This is a genomic window from Burkholderia aenigmatica (assembly GCF_902499175.1).
In the GTDB taxonomy this organism is placed as follows: domain Bacteria; phylum Pseudomonadota; class Gammaproteobacteria; order Burkholderiales; family Burkholderiaceae; genus Burkholderia; species Burkholderia aenigmatica.
This window is the reverse complement of sequence record NZ_CABVQC010000043.1, coordinates 50,467-66,910: the sequence shown is the minus strand read 5'-3', so window position 1 is coordinate 66,910 and position 16,444 is coordinate 50,467. Positions and strand designations below refer to the sequence as shown.

The window sequence follows — 16,444 nt, the reverse complement described above, 5'->3', positions numbered from 1 at the left end:
GCCCCGATGCGACCGCCCGCCTCCACATTCGCGCTGCATGTCCGGCCGGGCGTGCGCATCGTCGCATTGACGACGATCGCGATGCTCGCGTTCGCATCGAATTCGCTGCTGTGCCGACTCGCGCTGCAGGCCGGACGGATCGACGCGGCCAGCTTCGGCAGCCTGCGCCTCGTATCGGGCGCGCTGATGCTCGCGGTCGTCGCACGCGTGGGTGCCCGACGGCCCGCCCCGCCCGCCGACTGGCCGGCTGCGGCGATGCTGTTCGTGTACGTCGCATGCTTCTCGTTTGCGTACCTGACCGTCAGCGCGGCCACCGGCGCGCTGATCCTGTTCGGCGCGGTGCAACTGACGATGTTCGCGGCGGGATGGCATGACGGCGAACGGTTTGCCGCGACCGGCTGGGCCGGGTTCGGCGCGGCGCTCGGCGGGCTGGTGTATCTCGTGTCGCCCGGGCTCGCCGCGCCGACCCCGCAAGGTGCCGCGCTGATGACGGCCGCCGGCATTGCGTGGGGCATCTATTCGATACGGGGCCGTCGGCCCGTCGATCCGGTCGCGGCGACCGCCGGCAACTTCCTGCGTGCGGCGCCGCTGGCACTCGCGCTGAGCGTCGCGCTCGCCGCCCGCTTTCATGTCACGCCAGCCGGCGTCGCGCTCGCCGCGCTTTCCGGCGCGCTGACGTCGGGCCTCGGCTACGTGCTCTGGTATGCCGCGCTGCGGCACCTCACGGCCATGCGCGCCGCGGCGGTTCAGCTCTCCGTTCCGCCCATCGCCGCGTGCGGCGCCGTGCTGTTCCTGTCGGAACAGCCGACATGGCGGCTCGCGCTCGCATCGGCCGCAATCCTCGGCGGCGTCGCGGCCGTGCTCGCGACGCGGGCTCGGCAGGCGAGTACTGCGCGGTGATGATGGGGGGAATCGAAGCCCATGTGTGGGCCCGTCGCATGGATGTCAGGGATGCCGGCAATGTACGTTTTTGTGGGTTGGCACGCGGCTGAAGCCCTGGATTCGCCTGACGGAAGGATGGCGCAGTCACCCAAATCGCCGGCTCAAAAGGAGCCGCCGGAGGATCGGGCCCAAACCGTCAGTAACGGTACGCGTAACCGGTGCCGATGTATTCCTCCGTCAGTTTGCTCGCCGTATCCGACAAACCGAGCAACTTGAGAATCTTTCTGGTTCTCCGACCATTGATCAATTCACCGCGGAAGGCCAACAGCACGAAGAGAGCCGCAACAGACGCCGTCGTGGCCAGCAGGAAAGGCATCAGCTCAAAAAAATCGCCCCAGGTGGATGCCGCGAACGCAAGCACCAAGGCTTCGCCAAAAAATAAAAGCGCGCTCACGGCGAGGTACGCGTAAAGCAAGGATCGGTTGAAAACGGGCTTCAGGCCTTCAGGGCAAGGCGGCTTGAATACGATCAGCCTCGCCAACGGGTTATGAAGCGCCATCAACAAACCATTCTTGTCACACACCGCGTCGACATGCCCGCCGTTCTCGATCGAGATACTGCCGAACCAGCCTTTGAGCGTTCGCCCCACCACCTCTATCTCGATCCAGTACCCTTTGGCTGGTTCGGGGCGGACTCTGTCGGGATCGTTCAGCGCTGCACTGCTCATCGCCATACCATTTTCACCAATGGCCTCGAGCAATAAAGGCGCGAACTCCGTTGCCGTCTCTTCGAATTGTTGAAATTTCGATGCCGAATACGCCTCGCGCGAAAAGCGCAAATTTGACACTGTTCCGCTGACCAAATACAGGCGCATCGCTTCTCCGTTGATTGAAACCGCCATTCCGGTCTCCGGCGATCTTACTCTAACGATGCAACCCGGCAGAGTATCCGGCGTACGTTGCATGCGACATGATGATTGGCACGGGTTCATATTGCATTCGCCACGTCCCTCGCTTTCCTCGCTGACGAAAGCATCGCGCCGCCGCGTTCCAATAAAAAGAGCCCGCACTCCAACCGAGTGCGGGCTCTTTTCAATGCGAGGCTTCCAGCAGCGGCAAACGCCGCCGCATGGCAACTTGGCTTAGTGGCCGAAGAATACCGACGAACGGTCGGTTGCGGCCGGCACGACCACGCGCTGACCCGACTGCGACGCCGCGGCAGCGTTCGCACCGTAGCCCGTTGCATCAGCTTGCGCGCCGGTGTTCTGCGCGGCTGCGATCTTTGCTTGTGCGGCCTGGATGTTTTCCGGGTAGTTCATCCAGTCGTTCGGGTTGTAGCCGGCCTTTTCGAGCTGGACCAACTCGGCGCGCACTTGCGCGCGCGTCAGCGGCTGCTGGCTCTGTGCGAACGAGACGACCGGTGCGGCCACCAGAGCGGCCAGTGCAACTGCCTTGATCAGCGATTTCATGATGCGTTACCTCCAGAATTGTTTTGTCAGGCGCTTCGGACTCGGGGTCGTTGCGCATGAGTAGAAGTCTAGGAGGCTGCGCTATCAGGGTAAATACTTAAATCGCGAATTCACTGTTGACGGAAAACATACAATCGCCGCGGAAACCGTTGAATCATCAGATGATTATCGGCATTCACGCACTGAATACCGCGGCACGGCACCCGGTCCGCCCGTCCCCATCAGCGCCGCCGATCGGTATCCGACGACGCCATCAGCCGGTCGAACAGCAGCGCCTTGAGGCGGATCAGGTCGTCGGCGCCGATCTCGCCGAACGCCGCGTGATGCAGCGTCAGCGCGGGCGCAGCCGGATCCGCATGGACGGCCCGCACCGTACCCTCGAGCGCCAGCAGCTCGACCCGGTCGCCCGCAGCGTACGGAAGCAGCACGCGCAACGGTTCGCCGGTTGCCGCAATCGGCCGGTCGACGGCAATCGACAGCCCGCTCACGCTGATGTCGTGCACCATCCCGAGGCCTTCCGCCCCGTCCGCCCCCACCGCCCCGCCCGCGCAGCAGGCGGCGATCCGCACCGGCACGCGCGGCTCCGCGCGCGTGCGCAGCCGGTCGACGAAGCCGGGTGGCGACAGGATCAGGAACCGCGCGGCACCCGACGTCTGCACCGACTCGACCGTCGCACCGAAACGCGACACTGCGGCACGGCCGATCGCGACCGCCTCGATGTCATCGCCACTCGCGAAGTCGAACGCAGCGGCCGGCTGCGGTTCGACGAACAGCGCGCCCGACGCGGCGATGCCGATCAGCCGGCAGCGCTGCAGCCCGCGTGTCGCGCCGACCCGACGGCGGAGGCCGATCGCGGCGCCCGCCGACAACCCCATCCGCGCGGCGTGCGGCACCGCGTCAGGCACGCGCGGCTCGGCGTCGGCGCCGTCGCGCCGGCGTACCGGGTGGAAATGGTCGAACAGGAACGCATGTTGCGCGGCATCGCGCAGCGCCGTGCCGGCCGGCAGCAGCGCGGTGCCGTCGGCATCGTAGAGATCGAAGCCGAGCGGGATGCCGGCGGCGAGATCGTCGCGCACGAGCGGGACGTAGTCGGTAGATAGCCTCATCGGGGAGGCGCGGAGCGACCGCGCGAGCTGTCATGACAACATGATTACGGCAGCATCGCGCGAAATCTGAACGGCTCCGTTACTGCGAAGCGCCGGTCGCGTCGGGCGCGACCGGTACGGACGGCTGAGACGGCTGGGACGATGGGGCTGCGGCCGGTGCGGTGCCGAAGCCCGCGCTGCCTCCGCTCGCCGTGCTCGCCCCCGCCGGCGGCTGCGCTGGCTGCGGTTGCGATGCGCCCGCCGACAGCGCGGCGGCCGACGCGGCCACTTCGGACGCCGGCACCCATTCCTCGACGATACCGCCCGATGCCGCTTCGGGCGCCGACGCGGCCGAGGCCGCGCCCGTGTCAGCCTCAGGCGCACGCTCCACCCGCTGCGTCCTGACCGGCGCCGGGGCCTTCTTCGCCTCGGGCGGGAACCACGTGTCGAACAGGTCCGTCACGCGCTCGCGCAGCGACGCGAACCAGCCCGGCGACGGCTCGGTATCGAATTTCGCCTTCGTGTCGACGATCCGGGCGCGCTGCGCACGCTGGAAGAAATCGCCGACGATCGGCAGCGCACTATGCGCGCCCTGCCCCCAGTAATCGCTGCGCAGCGTCACGCGGCCGTCGTCGAAACCGACCCACGCGCCGGCGACGAGGCCGGGCTGCATCAGGATGAACCAGCCGTCCGCGTTGTCCTGCGTCGTGCCCGTCTTGCCGGCCACGTCGCCGCGGATCCCGAAGCGCGTGCGGATGCTGCCGCCCGTGCCGCGTGTCACGACATCGCGCATCACGCTGAGCAACGTCTTGTCGGTTTCCGCGTCGAGCGCACGCTCGGGCGGCGCCGGCGCGTATTCGGCGAGCACGTCGCCCTGGCGGTTCTCGATGCGCGTGACCATCTGCGGCTCGACATACAGCCCGCCGCTCGCGATCGTCGCGTACGACGCGACCATCTCCTTGAGCGTGACCGGGCTCGTGCCGAGCGCGAGCGACGGCACGCGTTCGAGCGGGCTTTCGCGCACGCCCATGTCGCGCGCGAGCCTGGCGACGGAAGCCGGCCCGACCTTCTCCATCACCTGCGCGGTGATCCGGTTGCGCGACAGCGCGACCGCGTCGCGCAGCGTCATCGGCTTGCCGGTCGGCGGCACGTCGTCGTTCGGCCGCCAGATCTCGCCGCCCTTCAACGGGATCTCGACCGGCTGGTCGATGAACGTGTCGTCCGGCTTCATCCCGCTCGCGAACGCGACGCCATAGACGAACGGCTTGAACGTCGAGCCCGGCTGGCGCCGCGCCTGCGCGACGTGGTCGAACGGTTCGTTGGTGAAGTCGCGGCTGCCGACCCACGCGCGGATCTGACCGTTGCGCGGATCGATCGCGAGGAAGCCGGCCTGCACGTCGGTCTTGGTCTTGCACAGCGCGCGCATGAAGCCGCGGTCGGCCGCGAGCAGCTTCATCGCGGCCGCGTCGTCCTTGCCGGCGTCCTGCGCAGCCTTGTACTCGGGCGACTCGCGCATGAACGTGCGGAACACCTCGTTGTCGGTACCGCAGCCGTCGCGGCCGCTCCATGCGTTGTTCGCGATGCCCTGCAACTGGTTGCCCTGCAGCGTGAGCGCCTGGGTCGCCATCTGCTGCAGCCGCGCGTCGATCGTCGTGCGCACGATCAGCCCGTCCGCGTAAATGTTGTAGTCGTTGCGGTCGGCCCACGCGATCAGCCATTTGCGCAGCTGCTGCGCGAAATGCGGCGCGGGCCCCGGCGGCTCCTTCTGCCGCTCGAAGTCGATCCGCAACGGCCGGCGCTGCAGCTGCGCGAACTGCGCGGGCGAAAGCTTGCCGTACTTCACCATCTGGCCCAGCACCGTATTGCGCCGCTGCAGCGCGCGCTCGGGATTCAGCACCGGGTTGTAGTAGCTGTTGCCCTTCAGCATCCCGACGAGCGTCGCGCTGTCGAGCACGTCGAGCTCGTCGGCCGACTTGTCGAAATAGGTACGCGCGGCCATCTCGACGCCGTACGCGTTGTACAGGAACGGCACCGTGTTCAGGTAGGTCTCGAGGATCTGGTCCTTGCTGTAGACAGCCTCGATCTTCAGCGCGGTGATCGCCTCCTTCACCTTGCGCGTAAGCGTCGGCGCGCGGCCGATCTCGTCCGGATACAGGTTGCGCGCGAGCTGCTGCGTGATCGTCGAGCCGCCCTGGCGGCTGCCCGAGAACGTATGGAGCGCGGCCGACGCCGTGCGCTTCCAGTCGAGGCCGTGGTGCTCGTAGAAGCGGTGATCCTCGGTCGCGATCAGCGCATCGACCATGTGCGGCGAGATCTGCTTGAGCGACACCCACTCGCGGTTCGACGGCTTGAATTCGGCCAGCAGCTTGCCGTCGGCAGACAGCACCTGCGCGGGCTGGTCGACGCGCGCCTTGCGGATGTCGCCGATGCCCGGCGTGAACGGGATAAGCACGACCACGTACACCACGAACAGCGCCGGCACGGCGGCGCCCGCGAGCAGCACGCCGCGGCGCGTCGGATGACGGACATGGTGCCACGCGGTGGCGGCGAGAGGCTTGACCCGCGCGACGGCGGCAGCCGCGACGGGTTGGGCGCGCGCGACCCATCTGGCACAGAAGTCACGCACTGACGACACGTTTCGGCGATTCACGCGGGTGGAGCTCGGCTGAAAAGGGTGCATCGTACCAAACTCGCACGGCCCGACCGACCGCGATAGCGTCGCACCGATACACTCGGGACGGCTGCGCGGGCGGTACCCACGTAAAAAAGGCGCGCGCCCCGCAACGGGAACGACGCGCCAAGCCTGGTACTACAACCGGGAGGCCGCGCGACGCGCGGCCGATCGGCGCTGCCACTCAGCGCACGAGAAAACCGTAGGTGAGCGGATCGCGTTCGTCGACGATCCAGTTCGCGAACCCGCAGATATGCGCGCTGCCCTCCACTTCCGGAATCACGGCCGGGATGTCGCCGACCGTCGTTTCGCGCAGCACGCGCCCCTTGAAGACCGTGCCGACGATCGATTCGTTGACGAGCGTGTCGCCGGCCGCGAGCAGCCCGCGCTGGTAGAGCTGTGCAACCCGGCCGCCGGTGCCGGAGCCCGTCGGCGAACGGTCGACCTCGCGATCCGCGAACACGCAGCAGTTCGCCTGCGTCGAGCCCGGGTGGCGCGGCGCGTTCGCGATGATCGTGCCGTAGATATGGTTGATTTCCGGAATCTCCGGATGCACGACCGGGTACTTCGCGTTCGCGGCGGCCTTCACTTCCGCGCCGAAGCGAATCAGCTTTTCCACCGCCGCTTCGCGCACCGGGAGGTCGAACGGCGCGCCGTCGACATAGAAATAGAACGCGCCGCCGTACGCGATGTCGCCCGTCACGGTGCCGAACGACGGGGTCTCGACCGACACATCGCGCTGCCAGATGAACGACGGCACGTTGACGAAGCGCACCGGCCCCGCATGCTCGCCGTCCCACTTGACGAACGCCTCGATGAAGCCGCAAGGCGCGTCGATGCCGACCCGCGTTTCCGGCACCGTGCGCTGCACCCAGCCGAGCTCGACGGCCGCAGTCGACAGCGCGATCACGCCGTGTCCGCAATGGTCGCTGTAGCCTTCGTTGTGCAGGAAGATCACGCCGAAATCGGCGTTCGGCGACACGGGCTCGGTCAGGTAGCCGCCGTACATGTCGGCGTGGCCGCGCGGTTCGAACATCAGTGCGCGGCGGATCTCGTCGGCGTTCTCCTTGAGCCACGCGCGGCGCTGGACGATCGTGTCGCCCGGCAAACGCGGCAGCCCGCTCGTGACGATGCGGAACGCTTCGCCGCCCGTATGGACTTCGACGGTGGAAAGGGATCGGGAAATTTTCATGGGTGATCGAATGCGTTGAAACGAAGAACGGCGGCCGCGCCGCCGTCCGATGGCAGGCTGGCCGGTTACTTCGCGTACGGTTCCGGCAGGCCGTTGCGGATCACGTAGACGGTGGTCGGCGCGCCCTTCAGGTCGCCGTTCGCGTCGAACGAATAGGTGCCCGCGACGCCCTTGTAGTCCGACTTCGCGAGCTGCGCGATCAGCTTCGCCTTGTCGGTGGTCGTACCGGCCTTGACCATCGCGTCGGCGAGCAGCTTCATCCCGTCGTAGTAGTTCACACCGTAGACCTGCGTGTCGGTGTGATACGTGTCGTGGTACTTCTTCAGGAATTCGCGGCCGGCCGCCGTCTTCTCGAGCGCGACGCCGCCCTGCGCGCAGTAGACGATCGACGCTGCGTCGCCCGCCACCTTGCCCATGTCGGCCGAGCAGATGCCGTCGCCGCCGAGCAGCTTCGCACGCAGGCCGCGCTGCTTCATCTGCTTGGCCATCGGCGCGCCCTGTGCCGCATAGCCGCCGAGGAAGATCACGTCGGGGTTGCTGGCCTTGATCTTGGTGAGAATGCCGAGGAAATCGGTGGCCGACGAACTCGTGTATTCCTGGTCGACGATCTTGATGCCGTTCGCCTTCGCGACGTTCATGAACTGCTCGGCCACGCCCTGCCCGTATGCGGTGCGATCGTCGATCACGGCGGCGGTCTTCGCGTTCAGCGTCTTCGCGGCGAAGGTAGCCATCGTGCCGCCGAGCTGTTCGTCGCTCGCGCCGATCCGGAAGATGTTCTTGAAGCCCTGCTTCGTCAGCGCCGGGTTCGACGCAACCGGCAGCATCGGCACGCCGGCAGTCGAGTACACGCGCGACGCGGGAATCGCGACGCCCGAGTTGTATGGCCCGAGCACCGCGACGACGCCCTTGTCGACGAGATTCTGTGCGACCTGCACGCCGGCCTTCGGGTCGGCCTGGTCGTCATCGGAAACCAGTTTGAACGTGACGGTCTTGCCGGCGACCTTGATGCCGGCCTTGTTAAGTTCATCGACGGCCAGGCGCGCGCCGTTTTCATTGTCCTTGCCGTTCGCAGCCTGCGGGCCGGTCAGCGGCGCCGAATGGCCGATCATGACGACTTCCTGCGCCTGCGCGGAAGTCAGCGCGCCGGCGGCGATGGCCACCGAGAGCGCGGTAACGAGGTATCGCATGATGTCTCCTGATTGGTTTTGTGTGAAACCAATGTAGGACACGCGTGGTCACCATGCAAGCAATATCAAAATAAAAACTTCGATTCTGGTCATTTTTCAGACCAGAACGAACCTGGCGCCGTCACTTCGGCGCGATGTCGCGCCGCACGCGGCGGATGTGCTGCTCGACATAGAACGCCGCCGCGTCGGCGTCGCCGGACACGATCGCCTCGTAGATCAGCCGGTGTTCGGACACGTACAGCCGGATCCGGCCCGCATCGTAGATGCCGTCGTCCTTCAGGCGTTTCCACAGCGGCTGGTCCATCGTCTTCGCGACTTCGTCGGCAATCTTCACCATCAGCGCATCGCCGGTCATCAACGCGAGCTGCCGGTGGAACAGCCGGTCGCTCTCGTTCCACAGCGCGCGCTGATGCGGATCGTCGACGTCGGTAATGGTTTCCATCTGAGCCAGATAGCGTTCGGCGCCGGCGTCGGCTCGACCGTGCGCGGCCGCGAGGCGTGCGATCGCGGGCTCCAGGATCAGCCGCACGTCGAGCGTCGACGTCGGGCTGAAATCGGGTTCGGACGCCGTGTGCGTGTCACCGCGCTGCGCGAGCACGTCGAGCGGCGACGCGACGACGTAGGTGCCCGAATTGCGCTTCGTGAACACGAGCCCTTCGTTCTGCAGCGCGCCGAGCGCCTCGCGCACGGCCGGCCGGCCGACCTGGAACAGCCCCGCGAGCTCGCGTTCGGACGGCAGCCGCGACTCGGCGGCATAGCGCCCCGCGCGAATTTCGTCGCGGATCTTCTCGGCCACCTGCTCGTAGATCTGCAGCGGCCTGAAACCGCCTTCGGGTGTGTCGGGACGCGCGGACATCATCGTATTGCTCCTGCCCGGTCGCGGGCGTGAATCTGGAATGGGTTCGCACTATACCGGAGCGCGCCGGCATCGACGCCGTGACGACCCTTCTGGACAGATATTAGAACCAAAAACAGCGAGCCGTTTTATTTTCTGGGTTGCGGGTGGGCCAGCAAGTGGTATAGATTCGATCCACACTGCCCTGTGTCACGGTATCCGGCAGCCCTGTGGCGGGCGCGGCATGCGCCCGTCGTCCACGCTCACCGACGCATACGACGTACACGATGACCGCTCTTTCCCCGATTCCCGTTTTCGATGCGGCCGACACGGCCGCGCTGCTCGACTACCCGGCGCTGCTCGCCACGCTCAGGCAGGCTGTCGCCGACTATGCGTCGGGCGAGATCGTCAGCCCCGAACGCCTGGTCGTGCCGCTGCAGGCCGGCGGCGTGATGCTGTCGATGCCGTCGAGCGCGCGCGACCTCGCGACCCACAAGCTCGTGAACGTGTGCCCGGGCAACGGTGCGCGCGGGCTGCCGACGATCCTCGGCCAGGTCACGGCATACGACGCGACCACCGGCGAGATGCGCTTCGCGCTCGATGGCACGACGGTCACCGGACGCCGCACGGCGGCCATCACCGCGCTTGGCATCCAGGCGCTGCACGGCGCCGCGCCGCGCGACATCCTGCTGATCGGTACCGGCAAGCAGGCCGCCAATCACGCAGAAGCGCTCGCCGCGATCTTTCCCGAAGCACGCCTTCACGTGCGCGGCACGAGCGCCGACAGCGCGGCTGCATTCTGTGCCGCCCATCGCGCGCACGCGCCGCGTCTCGTGCCGCTCGACGGCGACGCGATTCCCGATGCGATCGATGTCGTCGTCACGCTGACGACGAGCCGTACGCCCGTCTATCGCGAAGCCGCGCGCGAAGGCCGGCTCGTGGTCGGCGTCGGCGCATTCACCGCAGACGCGGCCGAGATCGACGCGAACACGGTGCGCGCCAGCCGGCTGGTGGTCGACGATCCGGCCGGCGCGCGCCACGAAGCCGGCGACCTGATCGTCGCGCAGGTCGACTGGCAGGCCGTCTCGTCGCTGGCCGACGTGCTCGGCGGCGCATTCGACCGCAGCGGGCCGCTGCTGTTCAAGAGCGTCGGCTGTGCCGCGTGGGATCTGGCCGCGTGCCGCACGGCGCGCGATGCGCTGGACGCACGCCGGGCCGGCTGATTCGGCGGCGCAGCCCGCTGGCCGCGCTCGCGGCACCCCCAGCTCGGCGCCGCTCCGGCGATTTTCCGTACGCGTTGTAGGAATCGCCCTACAACGCGTCGCAGCGGCCTACATCAACTTCCAATTCGGCCGATTTCATTTTCGGCGGCGCAACACGATACTGCCGGCATGAATGCCAGCCAGTTGCCCGCCGCACTCCGGGTGTTTCTCGTCGATCACGCTGTCGCCGTCCGGCAGCGGATCGCGCTGCTCGTCGGCTCGATCCGCGGCGTCGCCGTCGTGGGCGAGGCGGAGGACGGCCAGGACGCGTGGACGCATATCCGCAGCAGCCAGGCGGACGTGGTGATCGTCGACCTGCGGCTGGCGGACGGCAGCGGCCTCGACCTGATCGGGACGCTGTCGAAAGCCGCGCCGCGCATCGTCACGATCGTGCTGACGAATCACTCGGCGCCGGCATTCAGAGAGGCATGCGCGTCGGCCGGAGCCGATTACTTCTTCGACAAGACCGTCGAATTCGACGCTGCATGCCGTGTCATCGAATCGCTGGTGCACGCCCGCGCGCACCGCCCCTGACGAGCCGGAGTGACTCATGTCCACAGCCACCATCTGCGCCGCCGACGTACCCATCGCACCTCGGCCGACGATTCCGCTTCGCGCGGTCACGCGCGCCGACGCAGCCAAACATCCCGCCGCGCGCTGCTCGGTCTGCGCGATGCGCTCGATGTGCCTGCCGCCGCACCTGACCGCGGCCGAATACGGCCGCCTCGACGCGATCATCTGCACGACCCGGCAGGTTCGCCAGGGCGACGCGCTGTTCCGCACCGACGATCCGTTCCAGAGCATCTATGCGGTGCGCGCCGGTTCATTCAAGACGGTGATGATGCATCGCGACGGCCGCGAGCACGTGACGGGCTTCCAGATCGCCGGTGAAACGCTCGGGATGGACGGTATCGGCGGCGGCCAGCACTGCTGCGACGCGATCGCGCTCGAAGACAGCGTCGTGTGCATCATCCCGTTCGGCGCGCTCGAAGCGGCGTGCCGCGAGATCAAGCCGATGCAGCACTTCCTTTATCAGATGCTGAGCAGCGAAATCGTTCGCGAATCGAGCCAGATGCTGCTGCTCGGCACGATGTCGGCCGAGCAACGCGTCGCGCATTTCCTGCTGAACCTGTCGTCGCGCTTCGAGGCGCGCGGCTATTCGGCGACGGAATTCAACTTGCGGATGACGCGCGAGGAAATCGGCTGCTATCTCGGGATGAAGCTCGAAACCGTGAGCCGGATGTTCTCGCGGTTCCATCGTGAAGCGCTGGTCGAAACGCGCGGCAAGCGCATACGCATCATCGACTCGCAAGCCCTCGCACGGGTCTGACGGACCCACACCCGGACTACGTCTGGCGACCCGCACGGCCCCGGCACCGCGCGCGATGCATCATCGCACCGCGCCGCCGGCCGCCGCGTTGCGCAGCCCCACCCTTGCACCGCCCGCCTGGCATGCGATCAGCGCCTGTTCGGCCTGCATGAACGCACGGCGCAGCGTGTCGTCCACGTCGCCGCCGACGCACGGCGGCAGCGACCACAGCGCCGTGTCGTGCATCACGAGCTCGAGCCGCACGTCGTACTGGCGTGCGCCATCGGCGGCGGCACGCGATTCGATGGCGAGATGGCAGCCGCCAATCAGCGCGCGAAACCGTTCCAGCCGGACCAACTGCGCGCCGGCTTCGGCTTCGATCGCGGCGGACCCCGCGAATCCGTGGCAGGCGATCTGCATGCCCACGCCCATGTCGTGTCTCCTGACGGGGCCGCCCGCTCGTCGACCGCCTTGCAAGTGCCGCCCGCACCGAAAAGCGGCGGCACGTGTTGCCCGTGGCGCGGCGCGAATGCTTCGATCGCTGCCGGCCGATAGTCTGCCCGCGCCTTCGTCGGCGCGGGACGGTTCATACGTTGAAGGTCTGCGACGCCTTCATCTCGATCCACGTCATGCCCGCCCGCAGCCCTTCGATCATCGCCTCGCGCTCGGTCGGATACGCGTGGCTGTGCTCGAACGTGTGATGAAAACGCGCGGCACCGGTGCCATGCTCGACCGACACGCGGCAGCGGAATTCGCCTGATTCGCACGGGCGCGTCTCGACTTCGACGGACCAGTCGCGTTCGTGAATGTTGCCCTGCAGTGTCATGCGCCCTCCTGCGGTATCAGTCTTCGAGCCGGAAGTGGCCGCTGTGCAGCAGCACCGGCCGGCCGCCGATTTCCTCGAGCATGCGTCGCGCCATCGCCTCGATCGCCGACCGGTGCGCTTCGAACGCAGCCAGCAGGTCGCGTTCGAGCAGCGACGGCGCGCCGAAATGATCTTCCAGCGCCTCGGCCGTGACCGCGCACTGCACGCAACGTCCGTCGACCAGCGCCGAAAACGCCACGACCAGGTCGCGTGCGCAATATTCGGGTGGTTCCGGCGGGAAGACAATCTGCATCTGTCGGCCTGTCATCGTCGTGATGGCTCCATGACAAGAGCATAGTGGCGCGCGCGCCCGCGCGCTTGACCCACGTCAACCGGTTCGCTGCGCCGCACGATAACGACGCAGCAGCGTGCCGGCGCGGCTGCGCGACGCCGCTTCAAACCGCGTTCAGCCCGCGTCGGGCTCGATTGCCGCGCCGCGCTCCGCGAGCAGTTCGCGCAGCACGCTGCGGTGGCAATGGCGTTCGTCGTCGCAGTAACAGCCGATCGAGAACGCCGTGGTCGCCGACAGCGCCGCCAGCAGGTCGAGCACCTTCGGCGCATCGCCATGCGCCATCTCCGCGCGGAAGTGACGCCGGAACGCGTTCCATTCGGCATCGGTCTCGGCGGCCTGCGCCTGCGCGACGAGCTCCGGGCTCGGCGACAGCGTCGGCAGCCATACATCATAGTAGTTGCGCGACGCGAATTCCGCCTTCGGCACGCCGCGCGGCGGCCGCCGCACCGTGCCGATCCGCAGGCCCTCGCCGGCCGCGCGCGGCGTGCCGAGCTGGATGATCCGGATGCCCATGTCGCTCCTTTCGAGTGATGTTCGATCCCGTGATCGTACCGCCGCGCCTGCCCCCGCGTCAGCCGGGCGACGCACCTTGCGGTCGCCCAACAAAAAACCGGCTGCCCCCTTGCGGGAGACAGCCGGTTCGGCCTGCTGCTGGCGCGCCGGAGCGCGCCGCGATCAGACGCCGCTCTTCAGCACCTTGCCGATTGCATCGGCGACGATGGCGACGTTCGAGTCGTTCAGGCCCGCCACGCACATCCGGCCCGAACGCAGGATGTACACGCCGTGCACTTCGCGCAGCGCGTCGACCTGCGATTCGGTCAGACCCGTGTACGTGAACATCCCGCGCTGCTTCACATAGCGCGTCAGTGCCTCACCGCTGACGTGGTCGCGCAGGCCGTCATGGATCGACTGGCGCATCCGTGCGATGCGGCGGCACATCGCCGCCAGTTCCTCTTCCCACTGCTTGCGCAGCGCAGGCGTGCCGAGCACGGCTGCCACGACCTTCGCGCCGTAGGTTTGCGGGTTGCTGTAGTTCGAGCGCACGGCGCCGGCCAGCTGGCCGAGCACGCGGTCGGCCGCGGCGGGATCCTCGCAGACGACGCTCAGGCCGCCCACGCGCTCGCCGTACAGCGAGAAGTTCTTCGAGAACGAATTCGCGACCAGCGCCGGCACGCCGCGGCGGGCCAGTTCGCGCACCGCGAAGGCGTCCGCGTCGAGGCCCGCGCCGAAGCCCTGGTACGCCATGTCGACGAACGGCAGCAGCCCGCGCGCCTCGATCACGTCGATCAGCTTCTCCCACTGGCCTTCGTCGAGGTCGACACCAGTCGGGTTATGGCAGCACGCGTGCAGCAGCACGATGCTGCGCGCCGGCAGCGCGTCGATCGCCGCGAGCATCGCGTCGAACTTCAGGCCGCCCGTCGCCTCGTCGTAGTACGGGTACGTGTTCACCGTGAAGCCGGCGCGTTCGAAGATGAAGCGGTGGTTTTCCCAGCTCGGATCGCTGAGCCATACCTGCGCATCCGGGAAGTAGCGCTTCAGGAAGTCGGCGCCCACCTTCAGTGCGCCGGAGCCACCGAGCGTTTGCAGCGTCGCGATACGGCCGGCCGCGCGGGCCGGGTGATCGGCGCCGAACACGAGCGCCTGAACGGCGTCGCGATATGCGGCCAGGCCGACCATCGGCAGGTACGGCTTCGCGCTGCTGTCGCGCTGCAGCGCGGTTTCGGCTTCGCGCACGGCGCCCATTACCGGAATCCGGCCTTCGGCGTCGAAGTAGATGCCGATGCTCAGGTTGACCTTCTGGTCGCGCGGATCTTTCTGGAAGTTCTCGTTGAGCGTCAGGATCGGGTCGCCCGGGTACGCGTCGATGTGTTCGAACATGGCTATGTCGGTCTCGTTTGGAAGAATGATCGGTCGTGACCTGCTTCAGCGTGCGGATGCGCCGTCGTGCACCGCATAGCCTGCATTCTTCTGACGGAAGCGATACCCGACCGCGAGCACCGCGAGCCATACCGGGATCAGGTACACCGACAGGCGGAGATCCGGCGTCAGGTACATCACGACGAGAATGCCGGCCATGAATGCCAGGCACAGGTAATTCGTGAAAGGATAGCCCAGACTGCGGAAGGAAGTCTCCTCCCCGGCCGCGCGCTTCGCCTGGCGGAACTTCAGGTGGATCAGGGTGATCATCGCCCAGTTGATGATCAGCGCCGACACGACGAGGCCCATCAGCACCTCGAATGCCTTGCCCGGCATGAAGTAGTTGATCAGCACGCACACGCCGGTCGCGAGCGCCGACGCGCCGAGCGCGGCGAGCGGAATGCCGCGCTTGTTCACCGAGCACAGCACCTTCGGCGCGTTACCCTGCTGCGCGAGGCCGAACAGCATCCGGCTGTTGCTGTACACGCCGCTGTTGTAGACCGACAGCGCAGCCGTCAGCACGACGACGTTCAGCACGTTCGCAACCACGTTGCTGCTCAGCGCATGGAAGATCAGCACGAACGGGCTGCCGCCGCTGACGACCTTTTCCCACGGATACAGCGACAGCAGCACAGCGAGTGCGCCGATGTAGAAAATCAGGATTCGGTAGATGACCTGGTTGGTCGCACGCGGAATGCTGCGCTTCGGATCATCGGCCTCGGCCGCGGTGATCCCGATCAGCTCCAGCCCGCCGAACGAGAACATGATCGCCGCCATCGACATCACGAGCCCCGACACGCCGTTCGGGAAGAAGCCGCCGTGCTGCCACAGGTTGCGCACGGTGGCCTCCGGCCCGGCGTGGCCGCTCGCGAGCAGCCAGCCGCCGAAGCCGATCATGCCGACGATTGCGGCAACCTTGATGATCGAGAACCAGAATTCCGTCTCGCCGTACGACTTCACGCTCGCCAGGTTGAGCAGGTTGATCGCGACGAAGAACACCAGCGCCGACACCCAGGTCGGCACGCCGGGCCACCAGTACTGCACGTAGATCCCGACGGCCGACAGCTCGGCCATGCTGACGAGGATGTACAGCACCCAGTAGTTCCAGCCGGACAGGAAGCCGGTGAAGTGGCCGACGTACTTGTTGGCGAAGTAGCTGAACGAGCCGGCGACAGGCTCGTCGACGACCATTTCGCCGAGCTGGCGCATGATGAAGAACGCAATGATGCCGGCCACCCCGTAGCCGAGCAGCACGGACGGGCCCGCCATCTTGATGGTCTGCGCGATGCCGAGGAACAGCCCCGTGCCGAGCGCGCCGCCGAGCGCAATCAGCTGGATGTGCCGGTTCTTCAGCCCGCGCTTCAGGCCGTCGCTCTCGTTTCCAGAAACCATGTCTTCTCCACTCTGTCCGCCTCCGCCTGAAGCGGTGCGGCGCGCCTCGGTGTGCCGGGCGCTGTTTTGCTGTGCCGGGGCCGTTCG

General features: G+C 67.2%; 17 protein-coding genes. 4 read left to right on the top strand and 13 right to left on the bottom strand.

The genetic code is table 11. The features are described 5' to 3' along the window. Positions 1–6: 6 nt before the first annotated feature. On the top strand, positions 7–900 hold the full coding sequence (locus BDO18943_RS26975; RefSeq protein WP_175024748.1) for a DMT family transporter: 894 nt from the start codon (positions 7–9) through the stop codon (positions 898–900). Positions 901–1,078: 178 nt separating this feature from the next. Here BDO18943_RS26975 and BDO18943_RS26970 read toward each other — a convergent pair whose 3' ends face one another. From BDO18943_RS26970 to BDO18943_RS26940, 7 genes are all read right to left on the bottom strand, one after another. Continuing rightward, positions 1,079–1,783: a hypothetical protein gene (locus BDO18943_RS26970; protein WP_175024747.1), complete on the bottom strand. Its 705-nt coding sequence runs from the start codon at positions 1,781–1,783 to the stop codon at positions 1,079–1,081. A gap of 240 nt (positions 1,784–2,023) precedes the next feature. Beyond that, the gene (locus BDO18943_RS26965) at positions 2,024–2,350 is read right to left on the bottom strand and encodes a DUF4148 domain-containing protein (RefSeq protein WP_043183673.1); all 327 of its coding nucleotides are present in this window, start codon (positions 2,348–2,350) and stop codon (positions 2,024–2,026) included. A 221-nt stretch (positions 2,351–2,571) separates the two neighbouring features. Beyond that, positions 2,572–3,456, bottom strand: coding sequence for a PilZ domain-containing protein (locus BDO18943_RS26960; protein ID WP_175024746.1), 885 nt, complete (start codon positions 3,454–3,456; stop codon positions 2,572–2,574). A gap of 79 nt (positions 3,457–3,535) precedes the next feature. Continuing rightward, the gene (locus BDO18943_RS26955) at positions 3,536–6,115 is read right to left on the bottom strand and encodes a penicillin-binding protein 1A (RefSeq protein WP_175024745.1); all 2,580 of its coding nucleotides are present in this window, start codon (positions 6,113–6,115) and stop codon (positions 3,536–3,538) included. Positions 6,116–6,290: 175 nt separating this feature from the next. Next, entirely contained in the window at positions 6,291–7,298 is a 1,008-nt protein-coding gene (lhpH, locus tag BDO18943_RS26950) for a trans-3-hydroxy-L-proline dehydratase (RefSeq protein WP_043183670.1), read from the bottom strand. A 65-nt stretch (positions 7,299–7,363) separates the two neighbouring features. Further along, entirely contained in the window at positions 7,364–8,485 is a 1,122-nt protein-coding gene (locus tag BDO18943_RS26945) for a branched-chain amino acid ABC transporter substrate-binding protein (RefSeq protein ID WP_175024744.1), read from the bottom strand. A gap of 121 nt (positions 8,486–8,606) precedes the next feature. Then, entirely contained in the window at positions 8,607–9,344 is a 738-nt protein-coding gene (locus BDO18943_RS26940) for a FadR/GntR family transcriptional regulator (protein WP_175024743.1), read from the bottom strand. 263 nt (positions 9,345–9,607) lie between these two features. On the opposite strand from BDO18943_RS26940, the gene lhpI reads away from it, so the two are divergent. From lhpI to BDO18943_RS26925, 3 genes are all read left to right on the top strand, one after another. Further along, the gene (gene lhpI, locus BDO18943_RS26935; protein ID WP_175024742.1) at positions 9,608–10,543 is read left to right on the top strand and encodes a bifunctional Delta(1)-pyrroline-2-carboxylate/Delta(1)-piperideine-2-carboxylate reductase; all 936 of its coding nucleotides are present in this window, start codon (positions 9,608–9,610) and stop codon (positions 10,541–10,543) included. A 168-nt stretch (positions 10,544–10,711) separates the two neighbouring features. Beyond that, entirely contained in the window at positions 10,712–11,116 is a 405-nt protein-coding gene (locus BDO18943_RS26930) for a response regulator transcription factor (RefSeq protein ID WP_175024741.1), read from the top strand. Between the two features lie 16 nt (positions 11,117–11,132). Next, complete coding sequence (locus tag BDO18943_RS26925; protein WP_089453019.1) at positions 11,133–11,912, top strand: helix-turn-helix domain-containing protein; 780 nt, start codon at positions 11,133–11,135, stop codon at positions 11,910–11,912. Between the two features lie 60 nt (positions 11,913–11,972). Here BDO18943_RS26925 and BDO18943_RS26920 read toward each other — a convergent pair whose 3' ends face one another. From BDO18943_RS26920 to BDO18943_RS26895, 6 genes are all read right to left on the bottom strand, one after another. Beyond that, the gene (locus tag BDO18943_RS26920; protein ID WP_175024740.1) at positions 11,973–12,323 is read right to left on the bottom strand and encodes a metal ABC transporter ATPase; all 351 of its coding nucleotides are present in this window, start codon (positions 12,321–12,323) and stop codon (positions 11,973–11,975) included. A 154-nt stretch (positions 12,324–12,477) separates the two neighbouring features. Continuing rightward, a complete protein-coding gene (locus BDO18943_RS26915; RefSeq protein ID WP_089453021.1) occupies positions 12,478–12,717 on the bottom strand; it encodes a UDP-glucose 4-epimerase in 240 nt (79 codons plus the stop codon). A 16-nt stretch (positions 12,718–12,733) separates the two neighbouring features. Continuing rightward, positions 12,734–13,024 carry a DUF1488 family protein gene (locus tag BDO18943_RS26910; RefSeq protein ID WP_043183659.1) on the bottom strand — a complete coding sequence of 97 codons (291 nt, stop codon included), beginning with the start codon at positions 13,022–13,024 and terminating at the stop codon, positions 12,734–12,736. Positions 13,025–13,162: 138 nt separating this feature from the next. Further along, positions 13,163–13,561 (bottom strand): DUF488 domain-containing protein, encoded by a 399-nt coding sequence (locus tag BDO18943_RS26905; RefSeq protein ID WP_011355271.1) that lies wholly within the window; start codon positions 13,559–13,561, stop codon positions 13,163–13,165. A 162-nt stretch (positions 13,562–13,723) separates the two neighbouring features. Further along, entirely contained in the window at positions 13,724–14,926 is a 1,203-nt protein-coding gene (locus BDO18943_RS26900; protein ID WP_043183657.1) for an amino acid aminotransferase, read from the bottom strand. A 45-nt stretch (positions 14,927–14,971) separates the two neighbouring features. Then, positions 14,972–16,357 carry an amino acid permease gene (locus BDO18943_RS26895; RefSeq protein WP_175024739.1) on the bottom strand — a complete coding sequence of 462 codons (1,386 nt, stop codon included), beginning with the start codon at positions 16,355–16,357 and terminating at the stop codon, positions 14,972–14,974. Positions 16,358–16,444: the final 87 nt, after the last annotated feature.